Origin of the sequence: Pelagicoccus albus (assembly GCF_014230145.1) — a bacterium.
In the GTDB taxonomy this organism is placed as follows: Bacteria; Verrucomicrobiota; Verrucomicrobiia; order Opitutales; family Opitutaceae; genus Pelagicoccus; species Pelagicoccus albus.
In genome coordinates this window covers 358,357-371,451 of sequence record NZ_JACHVC010000012.1, presented here as the reverse complement: position 1 = coordinate 371,451, position 13,095 = coordinate 358,357, and the positions used below count along the sequence as shown (strand labels likewise).

General features: G+C 49.7%; 6 protein-coding genes. 2 read left to right on the top strand and 4 right to left on the bottom strand.

Translation table 11 applies throughout. The features are described 5' to 3' along the window. Window positions 1-39 precede the first annotated feature (39 nt). The 4 genes from H5P27_RS11280 to H5P27_RS11265 all read right to left on the bottom strand — a co-directional run bounded on the left by H5P27_RS11280 (window position 40) and on the right by H5P27_RS11265 (window position 9,224). Window positions 40-1,203 (bottom strand): glycoside hydrolase family 5 protein, encoded by a 1,164-nt coding sequence (locus tag H5P27_RS11280; protein WP_185660492.1) that lies wholly within the window; start codon window positions 1,201-1,203, stop codon window positions 40-42. 321 nt (window positions 1,204-1,524) lie between these two features. Continuing rightward, window positions 1,525-1,980, bottom strand: a complete 456-nt coding sequence (locus H5P27_RS11275; RefSeq protein WP_185660491.1) for a response regulator — start codon at window positions 1,978-1,980, stop codon at window positions 1,525-1,527. Window positions 1,981-1,988: 8 nt separating this feature from the next. After that, entirely contained in the window at window positions 1,989-5,540 is a 3,552-nt protein-coding gene (locus tag H5P27_RS11270; protein WP_185660490.1) for a CheR family methyltransferase, read from the bottom strand. A 387-nt stretch (window positions 5,541-5,927) separates the two neighbouring features. Then, window positions 5,928-9,224 carry a chemotaxis protein CheB gene (locus H5P27_RS11265; protein ID WP_185660489.1) on the bottom strand — a complete coding sequence of 1,099 codons (3,297 nt, stop codon included), beginning with the start codon at window positions 9,222-9,224 and terminating at the stop codon, window positions 5,928-5,930. 462 nt (window positions 9,225-9,686) lie between these two features. Between H5P27_RS11265 and H5P27_RS11260 the strand changes: the two genes are divergently transcribed. Continuing rightward, window positions 9,687-11,294 carry a hybrid sensor histidine kinase/response regulator gene (locus H5P27_RS11260; RefSeq protein WP_221774685.1) on the top strand — a complete coding sequence of 536 codons (1,608 nt, stop codon included), beginning with the start codon at window positions 9,687-9,689 and terminating at the stop codon, window positions 11,292-11,294. 112 nt (window positions 11,295-11,406) lie between these two features. Beyond that, window positions 11,407-12,987, top strand: a complete 1,581-nt coding sequence (locus H5P27_RS11255) for a sensor histidine kinase (protein ID WP_185660487.1) — start codon at window positions 11,407-11,409, stop codon at window positions 12,985-12,987. Window positions 12,988-13,095: the final 108 nt, after the last annotated feature.

Below are 13,095 nucleotides of genomic sequence, written 5' to 3'. Positions count from 1 at the left end.
AAGCGAGTCCAGCCGAGGTCGCTAAGGTTTCAAAGACTGCTAAACAGATTGGAGTAGTTTCAGGAGCTTCCTGTCCAGCTTTTGTCCGTGCCAGTCTTCATAGGCAACGTCGTCTCGGCCTGAATTTAGGATGCCAAAATCGCCATCCATTTCCCAAAGGGAGAAGCCGATACCTCTCTCCGAAAGGACTCCCAGCACATCTCCAAACCATGCCAGAAAAACGTCGTGAGGTGTTTCTTTGTAACAACCGCATTCGCCGCAATGTACGCCGACACCGGCATCTTGCAGATCGAACCAAGGCTGATAGAATTCCTCCAAGCCAGCTCGATCTTGTTCCGGACCGTTGGGCCAACTCGGGGCGGGAATACCGCTTGGGTCCTTGTGTACCCAAGGGGCTCGGTGGTGGGAGATTTCGAAAGGGAAATAGCCGCGGCAGCTTTGACCGACTCCGAGGTCGATGAGTTCTGGGACCGCCTCGTGTCCGCCGTTGTTGCCATCCGCCATGATTAGATGATCGGGAGCGACGCTGCGAATTCGCTTAACGGCAGCACCGGCCACGCGTCGATAGGTCATGCCTGGGACCGCTTCACGTTTTCCGAATTGGTCATTCATGTCCTCGCGCATGCTGGGTTCGTTGACCAAGTCGAAACTGATGAGCTCTCTTGATATCCCCTTGTAGCGCTTGGCCCACATTTCCCAATGATAGCAAAATGCTTCCAGAGCTTCGTCGTCTTTCCAGAGGTTATAGGGCTCGTGGAATCCCGCGTTGATGCAGTAGCCCGGTGCCCGATGCAGGTTTAGGCTCACGTGCAAGCCGTGCTTGTTAGCCATTTCTACAAGTCGATCTACCTCTGCTACCTTTTTCTCCGAGATCTTGTAGACTTCGTCCGGCGTGATGTCGCGCTCGTAGTCGATATCCAAGTAGTAGGGGTAAGCCATGGGGATACGTACGAAATCGAAGCCCCAGTCGCTCATCCAACGGAAGTGATCTTCGGTGGTCTTCTTGCGGGAACGGGCCGGGTCAGGGACAAAAAAATCAAGGAAGTTAAAGCCCTTCCATTTCGGCACAGTCATGGGGGCGAGCTTGGCTTTTTCAGAAAATGCGAGTTGGGGCAACATGGAGCTAGCAAGGGTTGCTCCGGCTACTCCGAGAGCGGTGTTTTTTATGAAGTCGCGGCGAGGAAGCTGGGGGGCATTCGGCATTTTAGGTGCGGGGTCAGGGTTGGCGTTTGGATTTCTGGCGCTTTTCAGTACACCTAAACAAGCTAGTCCGGGCAGCAGAGCATTTACAGAGAATATGCTGCTATTGTTGCGCTTATATATGGGAGAGGTTTGGACTATGCTCCCAGTTTAAGACGGACGTCAAAAAGGATTTTGTCCGCTGCTTCTTTCGAAGACTCTAGAGAAGACGGTTTGGGTTAGCAGCGTTATGCCAATTCGATTCGCACGCTTGTCAGCTTGCTTTGTTTTTTAAGGGGAGGGCACTTCAGAAATGGTTTTGGCAGGTACTTATATTTTTCTGGTTCACCTCGCTCTTCGGTTCCAAAACTTTTCTGCAGCAGTGATTGTTTTCTCGAGTTCGTCGAAGCGTTCCGGCTTTTGCAAAAATGCGTTTGCTCCGTATTTGTAAGCTAACTCCGTATCCTCTAAACGACTACTCGATGAAAATATGATTATAGGTAGCTCTTCGAGTGTTAGAATGGTCCTCACTCTCTGGAGGAGCTCAAAGCCATTTATTATCGGCATGTTTATGTCGACGAGCATGAGGGATGGAGTCATCCGAGTTTGTTTCAGCACATCTAGCTTCTCGAGTGCCTCCATGCCATTTCTTGCAATCCCTTGGATAAATGCGTTGTCTATCGAAGAGATCGCTTCTTCCAAGAGTATTATGTCGTCGTCATTGTCGTCCACTACGAACAAGGAAAATGGCTGCGTGGTGGAGCGGGTGGATGATTGGTTGGAAACGTTTAGAGGATCCACTGTTTCGCCTATCTTTTGAAGGTTATGGTGAAAGCAGATCCTCCACCTTCTCTGGCGCTGTAGGATAGATCTCCACCGTGTTTCGTAGCAATTTGTTTGACGATCGCCAAGCCCGCACCGGTTCCCTCGATATCTCGATTTACCGCTCTTTGAAAGAGCCTGAAAACTCGTTCCTCAGATCCCTCAGGAATGCCAGGACCTCTGTCGCGCACAATGAATCCAGTGTATTGGTTATTTGGATCATGATAAGGACTTATCTCGATCTCTGGATTTTTTCCTTCTGCGACGAATTTAAGGGCGTTGCTCACCAGATTGAAAAGGGCCTGCGTGGCATAGGTTAGGTTGGCTTTTATATTTGGAAAATCGGTTGTAGTGACAATCTGGGCCTTTGTTTCGTTTATCTTTGCTTCAAGCCCTTTTAAGGCTGCCGATACGATCGTGTCTCCCGGGATGAGTTCCGAAGGGGGGTCCATCCTGCTTATTCGCGATAGGCTAAGCACGTCGTCGAGGAGTTTTGACATTCGTTCTCCCCCGGAGTTGATTCGTTGTAGGAAATCTTTGGCCTTCCCCTGTATCTGGTCTGAATGACGGCTTTCGAGTAAGCGAGAGAAGTTCCTGATCGCCCGCAAGGGCTCGCGAAGGTCGTGTGAGATTACGTAGAGGAGCGTTTCTAAGTCGTTCTTTTTTTGTAGTACGATTTGCTCTTGGCGTTTGACGTCTGTTTCGTCCCAGATGATGCCGCTTACCTGAGTCACGTTTCCGTCTGTGTCTCTGTTTATGATTCCTCTGGCTGAAAGGTAGCGTATTTCCCCACTACGTAGACGAGCGTTCCAAGAGTAGCGCAGGGTATCTTGGTTGAGGTCGCCGTTGTTGAAATCGTATTTCCCGAGGGCATCTCGGGATATGTTCAGGGACCTTAGGAAATGGCTTTCATCGGATTCTTCTTTGGTATCCAGGTCTAAGATACGAGCTAGGTTTTCATCAAAATCGATAGTGTGGTTTTTAAGATCCCAAGTCCAGAGTCCTAGGTCAGCGGATTCTAGAGCAAGCTTTAGTTTTCGCTGGCTTTCGTAGATTCGCTCTTCTGCCGCCTTCAGGGCCGATATTTCCACCAGTGTCACCACAGCTCCGTTTACTTCACCGCTTTCTAACTTGAACGGTGAAATTTTCAGAAGAAACCAACTGTGTGAATGGGTTCTAATTTCCCTTTCGATGCCATGTCCGCCTTCGATAACTTTTTGTGTGTCAGCCACGAGTGTCTCGTAGTTGGCAAAGTCATGAGATATGTGCTCAATGGGTCTTCCTAGGTCGGAATCTAGCAGGTTCATTGATATCGAAGCGGCTAGAGTGAATTTCCGGATACGCAGATTTTTGTCGATAAATATGGTTCCTATCTCGGTAGACTGAAGGAGGTTGTCGATATCTTCGTTGAGAGCGACGAGCTCCCTGTTTTTTAGTTCGTATTCTGCGTTTACCGAGAAGAGCTCTTCATTTACTGAGTGTAGCTCCTCATTGGTGCTCTGCAGTTCTTCGTTGGAGGTGAGTAGTTCCTCGTTGGCCATCATGAGCTCTTTGTTGCTAAGCTCTAGCTGGTGTATGGTTTCTTGTAGTTGAATTTTGGTGTCTTGCAGTTCCTGCTTTAGTGAACTTGTCTCATCGTCGCCATCGTTATGGCTTGTTCTCACCGTTGGTACTTTCGATTCGTCTACTGAAAAGTTGCTGACTGTCTGGATCTTGACGTAGACATAATCCTGGAACTCCCTAAACCTAGTGAGCGGTTCTACTGAGATTGTTACATTGGAAGACTCTCCGTGGATGGGCATCGTTGCTACCGTTTCGATTCGCCTGCGGGTCTCTAAAGCCTCTTTCCTGGCCACCCTCATAGGGAGGCGGAGTTCGTAACGTACAAGTTTATCGAATGACAAAGAGACGTGGCCTTCTAATTTAGAGAAGAATGCTTCTATTTCTCCGAAGGTATGAATTATTTCGTCTTGGTCGCTGATAATGATGCCCGCTGGCATTTGAGAGGACATCAGTTCGGTGATCAGATTGCGAAACGGGCTTTCTCGGTCCAAGAAAACGCCTTTCTTTCCCTTGCTGGTCTTCGCTGCTGCTTTTGGGGGGAGATAATGACCCACAGGTAAATCAATCTGTGGCGAGGCTGATTTTCGATAGACTCTCCATTTGCTATCGATCGTTTCAATCTGCTGAATGTAGCTAGCAGGCGACTCGCTGGCTCCCAAAAGCAAATATCCCTTTTGTCGGAGTGCAAAAAGGATCAGGCCCAAGGCTTTTTTTTGGGCGGCGTCATCGAAATAAATGAGCAGGTTTCTGCAGGAAACGAGGTCGATCTTGGTAAAGGGCGGGTCTTTCAAAAGATCGTGGGGGGCGAAGACTATCTTTTTTCGCAACTCCGGAGTGACGGAATAGCTTTGAAGGGATCGATTGAAATAGCGTTCTTTTCGGTCTTTAGTTAAGGTCGACAATGCTTGGGAGGGGAATAGCCCTTGCATCGCTTTTTCTATGGAAGGCGGGTGAGCATCGGTGGCGAATATACGGTAATTGGGGTCCTTTAAACCGATACGTTGGGCGTACTCATCGAAGAGGATAGCCAGTGAGTATGCCTCTTCTCCACTTGCCACTCCCGGCGCCCAGACTCGAATTTCTCGACCGTGGGAATCTTGGTTCTTAAAGAGTTCGGGAATGACTCGATCCTCCAATATTTGGAATGCTTGAGGGTCGCGAAAGAAGTGTGTCACCCCGATCATGAGGTCATGATAGAGGGCTTGGACTTCTTCTGGACTTTGCTCTAACTTTGCCAGGTAGCTCGCCAAACTCTCCAATCCAAGCTGTCTCATCCGGAACTGTATCCGTCGGTTAATCGTCGTTATCTTGTAGCGCCGAAAATCGATGGAGCTAAGCCTCTCAAGTTGGTCTATGATTCTATCGAGGAGATTTGATTGTGCGGTTTCCTGTGACGGGCAATTCAGGGACAGGCATTCGCTAATTCTCGCAGCCAGATCGCTTGGGGATGCTTCAGGAGTCTCAGGGGTATCGGACCCGCCGCATGAGAAGCCGAAAAATCCTTTATTCTCCAGATTTTGGATACCCTGTTCTCCGTCGGGGCCGATCCCCTGTAGGGACACGGCTACCCAATCGAAATCGTCGTTGCGGATACTTTCCAGAAGCCTGTCGAAAGGTCTCTCATTACCCGTGAATGCGCTAGCGAGAGTGTTGACTAATGATCCTTGCTCGTAGGCTAGGTAGTGGAAAGGTGTATTGAGGTAGACGGTACTGGATTTCAGGTTAGCGGATTGAGAGACTACTTCCACGGAGAAGTTGCTTATGTGCGCGACCAGTTGAACGATGGAGTCGGTGTGGAGCGTCGAAACGTTTGAGACGATAACGATGGCGATTTCCTTGTGCCTAGCCAAGCCGGCAAGAAGGGATTCCAGATAGGGCAGATCGTATTTTCCACAGCCGATGGCCACTACCCCGGTGGGGCGACCGGGAGTCTGCGCTTCTAGTTTCTCTACCGTCTTATCAGGATTTACTCTCATGGTGTGGGTGGCTTGAGGAAGGTGGGGGCCGACTCTTACCCAGATTTTTTAAAACCGAGGTAAAACCCCCGGTTTAGTCGAATAAGATCTTGTTTTGCTGAAGATGAGGGGCATGAGCAGGGCTTCTTTACCTTTGTGACCTGTTAACTATCAGAGACTTCCACCCTCCACACTATCTCGGACAATTATGACTTCCCGGCCTTCGCCACAGATTAGAGCTCGATTTCACGAAGACCAGCAACGTATTGAGGCGGCTCATCGCCGCGCTCTGGAGCAAAGAAAACGCTTGGACGAGCTCAGTAGGCGCAAAGAGGAGCAGTTGAGAAGGGCAGACGTAATTTTGAACCGTGGTCATGATCCTTTGAAAATAGCGTCCTGAGCCCAGCTTTAAATATCGACTACGCTTTGCTGGTTGCGGGGCAGGCAGAACTCAACGGTGGTGCCCAACCCGGGATTGGAGTCGATTGTTATGTTGCCTCCGTGCTTTATGGCGATGCGTTTGCAAAGGGCTAAGCCGAGTCCTAGCCCTTGGGGGCCAGAGTTTCCGTTTTCTCGGTAGAAAATATCGAATACACTGGATTGGTTGACGGGTTCTACGCCCGTTCCGTTATCTCGAACACTGACGAGGACGCGATCTTCTGATGTCTTAGCCGCAACGACGATGATAGGGGCTTGGGCGCTCCTGAACTTTAGCGAGTTATCTATCAGGTTGGCTATTAGACTGGTCACTTGAATTTTCTCGCAGAAAACGGAGAGTTGACAGCCTTCCTGCCGGATTTCCGCATTTGTCTCCTCTATTTTATCGGCCAGCGATTTTTTGGCATCTTCGATGAGTGTACTCAATTCAACTTCCACGAAAGGCTTGGCCCTGGTTTCGACTCGGGTGTAGGCGAGCAAACCGTTGATCATTTCCTTCATCCTGTTGGAACTGCCTGTTGCGAAGTCTAAGTACTCTTTGACCTCGCTGTCGGCGTTCTGGAATCGCTTGCTAAGTAGATCGATGTATCCAGAAACTGAACGAAGCGGTTCTTGGATATCGTGGGAAATAGTGTAAGCGAATTCTTCCAAGTCCTCCTTCGCGTTGGAGAGAGCGTTGGCCTTTACTTGAAGTTCGCGCTCGGCCTCTTTGATCATATTGATGTCCACGAGGGTGAGGACTGCTCCTGTGGATTCGTTGCGAGTCGTTATGTAGGGTAAGATTCGCATAAGCTGCCACTTCCCGTCGCGGTTTCGCACTTCTTCCACGATTGGCGTTCTCGTTCCTATCACGCTACGGATTTTCGCCGCTATGTCCTTTATGCCAACAATGTTGAATGTGATATGCTCGAAGGGCCTGCCTATGTCCATAGGCAGCAGATTGAACGCATCGGCGATGGCAGGTGTGAATTTACGGACCTTCAAGTCTTGATCGAGGAATATGGTCCCGATTTCGGTGCTCTGCAGCAAGTTATCAATATCGTTGTTTAGCTGGGTTAGTTCCTGGTTCTTCTTTTCGTACTCAGTATTAACTGTGAAAAGCTCTTCGTTAACGGACTGGAGCTCCTCGTTGGTTGATTGTAGTTCCTCGTTGGATGCAAGCAGCTCCTCGTTGGTGGCTTGCACTTCTTCGTTGGACGTTTCGAGCTCTTCGATTGTCGCCTGCAGGTTTTCTCGCGAGAATTGGAGCTCCTTTTCGAGCTCTAAAATGCGGCCTTGGGTCTCCTCGTCCATGTCGAAGTCTTGGGCCAGTTCGCTGACGATGGTACTGTGGACTTGGTGTTCCTCGAACTGAATGAGGAGGAAGCGTTGGTTTCTCAAGGGGCGGACCGTCAAGTCTATGAACTTCCGCTCCTCGTTTTCCAAATCTATCGGTATGTTGCTCAGGGTGAATGGCTCTCGGTCCTTAGTCGCTCTTTGCAGAGCAGTATTTAGGGCGAGTCTTAGGTTTCCGTTGACGAGGTTGAGGACCTCCAAGGTGGTGCGGCCCTTGGGCGGTTGTATAAATGCCGAGGCATTGCCGAATACGTGGAGGAGTTGAAATGACGAGTCGACCAATAGGCTTGGTGACATGTAGGTGCCCAGCAGTTCGTCGTAGGCTTGGGATATATCTACATCCAGCCCGCTTCGGCGGGGGTATCCGTAGGGCATTTCTCCATAACGCGAGCGGCCCACTGCGTAGGTTTGGGAGGGAGGGAGTTGCTGGGGTAGGTTTATGATGGGAGGCAGCCTGACGTCGCGCCTTTCTCGGAAAATGTTCCATTGCCGATCGACGATATCGAACTCGCTATCCATCTCTCCGAGCGACTCGCTCGGACCTAGAAACAGGTAGCCGCCCACGTTTAGAGAGAAAAGGAACATGGTGAACACCTTCTTCTGGGCAATGGGCTGAAGGTAGATGAGCATGTTTCTGCAAGTCACCAAATCGATTTTGGTGAAGGGCGGGTCTCTAAGAAGGTTCTGCTCCGCAAAGACGATCGTTTTCCTCAATTCCGCGTTGATTTGGTATTTCTCACCGACGGGCTTGAAGAACTTGTTTATCCGTTCCTTGGATACGTGTTCTAAACTCTGTTGAGAGTAGATTCCCGCCGCGGCAAATGTTATTGATTCCGCATGCAGATCGGTACCGAATATTCTCAGTACGATTTTCTTTTTCGACTGTTCGATCGCCTCCCAGAAAGTCATGGCCACGGAGTAGGCTTCCTCTCCAGTGGCGCAGGCAGGTATCCAAATTCTCAATTCGTCGCCGCTAGAGCGGGATTGCACCAGTTTTTCAACCACTTCGTTTCGAAGCGAGTTGAAAGCGTCGGGGTCTCGGAAGAACTTGGTTACTCCGATTAGGAGGTCTTGGTAGAGCTGTTTGGCTTCCTCGGGATCAGAATCGAGTACTTTTATGTATTCTTCGAGTTTCTCCTTTTTGTGGTGGGCCATGCGCCGTTCTATACGGCGATTTACGGTGGTCGGCTTGTAGTTGGAAAAGTCCGTTTTAAATACTGACTTCAGGCGTTGGAATATGGCTAGGTACTGGTCTGTAGTGCTGTTGCCGAGATAAGGGTATTGGTCTTGGTTGTCCAAATGCTCGACCAGAGGACTGCCCGTGTACTTCAGAATGGCCTGAGGTATGTCTTTAGGGCTTAGCACGTAGTCTACCAGGCCTGTCTCTACCGCGCTGCGTGGCATGCCGTTGAATTTTGCGGACTCTTCGGTTTGGCAAAAGACCACGCCACCCTCATCGTGGATATCCACGATGCCGCGCGAGCCGTCGGATCCGGTTCCGGAGAGAACCACCGCGATGGCTTTCTCCCCCTTGTCTTGAGCGAGGGTACGGAAAAAGACGTCGATAGGGAGGCTGAGTGATTTGGTCGGGTCCTTGTCGGTTAGCAGGAGTCGATTGTCCAGGAGGACCATCTCCTTTTTCGGAGGGATTAGGTAGACGGTATTCGCTTCGATCTCCACTCGGTCTTCCACCAGATGGATGGGCATGTCGGTATGGCGAGCCAGCAGCTCGTCCATCACGCTCTTAAAGTCTGGCGAAAGGTGCTGCACGACGACGAAGGCGAGGCCGGTGTTTGCAGGGGTGGCAGAAAAAAGTTGGACGAGCGCCTCGAGGCCGCCTGCGGAAGCCCCGATACCGACTATGTATTTGGGCTGGTTTGATTCTGTTGGGGTGGATTCTTCTGCCTCGATGGGTTTTGGTTCCTTGTTCATGGGATCTGAGGGATCTGTCGTTTTCAACGACAGCTTGGCTTACTTTTGGCTTTTCGTACTAACTTGTTATTGGGCTATGGCCGCTGACTAATGGTTGTGCCAAACTTGATATTTTGCCACCGGCAATGATGATTAGGTACAATTCAGGTATTTCAAAAATTGTGAAGTTGGGAATTACCTAAATAGAGCTTTGTCTCTTTCCCTAGAAATTTAGCTCTCGGGGGTGGCGGATTGGCCCATTGATATTTCAATTTTCAGACGACTAATATGGGAAAACCCTAGGTGCAGACGCTTGCTCGTTTGAAAAGGCCTTCAAAAATAACCTAAGCTATTGCCAAATGCACGAGAGGGGGTACCTAGCTCGGACATTGCCTGTTATCCTTGGGTCTCTTGACTCTTTTTCCACTACCGTTATGGTAGTATCTACGTAGTCGATAGGACCTTAATTCGAAATATCCACTCTTGAGTACTTTGTTACATCCAGCTTTGCCAGTGCCTGTTTCAGAGGTCGATATCGTCAAGATTCTTCTCGTGGAAGACAATGACGCGGATGCGGAGTTTGTTTTGACTCTTCTTGAGAGCTCACACCGTGGCAAGCGGTACGTTTGCCGGCGCTGCATGAGCCTGGAGGAGGCGCGATCGCTTAGCTCGGAGACTTCCTTTGATCTCATGCTGTTGGACTTGGGATTGCCCGATTCGGTAGGCTTGGAGACCTTTGCCAAAATTCGTTCGCGAGCCCGTTGCCCGGTGATCGTCTTAAGTGGAATGAGTGACGAGACGCTCGCGTTGGAGGCAGTACAACTGGGTGCTCAAGATTACCTGATGAAGGATGAATTGGGGGAATTCGGTTTGGAGCGAGCCATTTGCTACGCGATCGAGCGCCATGCCCTGCTCGATGCCCTGGAGGACGCTAAGCAGAAAGCGGAAAGCGCTAACAAGGCCAAGAGTGAATTCATAGCGGTAATGAGCCACGAGTTCAGGACTCCCATGAACGGAATAATGGGTGGTCTTCAACTTATGGAGCTGGAAGATACGAGCGAAAAGGTTCAGGAACTCGGCACTATGATGCGAGCATGCGCGGACAGCCAACTGGCTTTGATCGATGACATCCTTGACATGGGCAAGATCGAAGCCGGCAAGCTAGATCTAGTGAAAGAGGTCTTCTGCCTTCGGGACTTAGTTAAATCGGTAACTACCGCTCTCGCCTTCAAAGCCAAGGCGAAGGGTTTGACGCTCACCACTGATATCGATCCGAGTCTGCCGCGCGCTATCGTTTCCGATAGTCGTAGGCTGCGGCAGATCCTTATCAACCTCGTCGGAAATTCGATCAAGTTCACCGAATCGGGGAGCGTTTGTACCAAGATTAGCCGATACGGAGAATCTGGTTTCAAGATAGCGGTAGTGGACACCGGAGTTGGGATCTCGAAGGAAGATCAGCGAATCGTTTTCGACGCGTTTACTCAAGTGGACTCCTCCAGACGAAGGAGGTTTTATGGCTCAGGGCTCGGGCTCTCTATCAGCCAGAGACTGGTCTCGATGTTGGGGGGAGAGCTCACGGTTGAAAGTGTGCTGGGAGAGGGATCCGAGTTTTCTTTTGTTCTGCCCCTCGGGCAAACGAGCAATTTTTCCTCGGTTATTGGTGACTCGCCGAACCAACAAAAGAGTTTCGCTGAAAAGTGCCCGGCATCCATTCTTGTCGTAGAGTCGGATTCGCGTATCCGAAGCCAAATAGGAGATAATTTGAATCGCATGGGTTTCCGGGACGCGGTTTTAGTTCCTAGCGGTTCTTTAGCGGTCGAATTAGCTAAAGAGCGTTTGTTCGATATCGTTCTAATCGATATGCAAATTAGGGAACCCGAAGGAGTAGAGGCTGCCCGCTTGATTTCTGCGGTCAAAGTCTCCGGCTCCTCTGGCCCGTATATCATTGTTTTTGGCTGTGAAGCGATAAGCCTAAATGATGCCGTATATAGGTCGGCTGGTATCAGAGAGATTGTAACGAAGCCGCTCGAGTTAAATCTGCTCAAAGGTTTGATTGGCACTGCGCACGCTTTCCAGCATACCAATCAGTAGTGAGGGGCAGGGGAGGCGATGGAATCGGACCGCTCGCAGTTCTCCTTTTCCGATTCATCCTTGCTTCGTTTGTTCAAGGATATGATCCTCGGGACTTAGCCCGCTGTGCATAATGAGCGATCACTACCTTAAGCAAGAGCTGTATCAGCTAATTCGCAAAGACAACACGATCTTCGACTTTCTGCAAGCGGGCTCGTTGGATGGCATTTGGTATTGGGATATTGAGAAGCCGGAAAACGAGTGGATGAGCGAGCGTTTCTGGGAGGTGCTTGGCTACGATCCAAGCCTCATGCCCCATTCGCCGGATGCTTGGCAGGACTTGATTAATCAAGAGGATCTTAAAGTGGCCTTGGATAATTTCCATCGGCATTGTGAGGATCCAGACCACCCTTATGATCAAGTGGTGAGATTCAGGCATGCTGATGGATCGACTGTATGGATACGGTGTAGAGGAATAGCGATACGAGATAAGTCGGGCAAGCCGACCCGCATGCTTGGTGCCCATTCTGATATAACGGAGTCGATGCAACAGAAAGCTGCCTTGAAATCAGCCCTAGAGGAAAGCAAAGAACGTTTTCAACTTGCTGCTGAAGGTGCAAGTGTAGGGATTTGGGATTGGCCAGATGTAGAGAAAGATGAGCGTTGGTGGTCTCCTCGCTTTTATACGCTTATTGGATACGAGCTTGGGGAGATCGTACCCAGTATGGAGGGATTAAAGTACTTGGTGCATCCTGATGACTGGAAAGGATTCGAAGGTGCCTTTGCAGAAACTTTAGAAAACGGAACACCATTTGGAGTGGAGTATCGGCTTCGAACTAAAGATCGGGGATATCGGTGGTTTCAAGGACAGGCCACGCTTGTAAAGAATGCCACTGGTAAGGTTACGCGAATGGTGGGGTCCATCCAAGATGTTCACGACAGGAGAGAGGCCGAAGAAGAATTGCGTCGAGCGAATGCACGCTTGCAGGCAGTCAATCAAGACCTGCGCGAATTCGCTTATGTTACATCGCACGACCTGCGTGAGCCTTTGCGTTCGATTTCGAGCTTTCTTCAGCTATTGTATCAAGATTATGGGGGTTGTTTGGATGAAGAAGCTTTAGGCTATATTCGATTCGCTAGAAGCGGATCTTTGAGGCTGCAGAGTATGATCGACGGACTTCTATCCTACAGCCGGATCGATCGTGCAGGTTCCAAACAAGAGGCCTTTGATCTATTCTCCTCAGCTCGCCAGTCTGTATCGGAGTTATCGAAGCTGATCCAAGAGAACGAGGCAGTTGTCGAGTTTCTAGGTGAGAGCCCAACTGTTTTTGGGAACGTGGACCAGATCACTCAGCTTTTTCAGAATCTAATCGTAAATGCGCTCAAATTCCGATCCGAGGAATCTCCTGTCGTGCATATACGTTCCGCAAGTCTAGATTGCTCGCATGATGGCGGAGCTCGTTATTTAGGGAACCAAAGTTTCTGCAAAATTGAGGTCAAGGATAACGGAATTGGTATAGATCCGGAATATCACGAGTCGATTTTTAAAATATTCGAAAGATTGTATCCAGAAAAAAATCACGAAGGAGATGGTATCGGGCTTGCCCTGTGTAATCGGATCGTTCGGCGGCACGGTGGGGTCATGGGAGTGCGGTCAAAAGAAGGTGAGGGAAGTGTTTTTTATTTCACTTTGCCTCTCGCAGTAGGAATTTAACTTGAATTGAAAAGCTGCGAAAATGGGGGCGACTTTCCCAAATTTCTAGGTAATTTTAATTGGACTGTATCAGTAGTCCTGTCGGGATATTCCGATTCATAAAAAGGG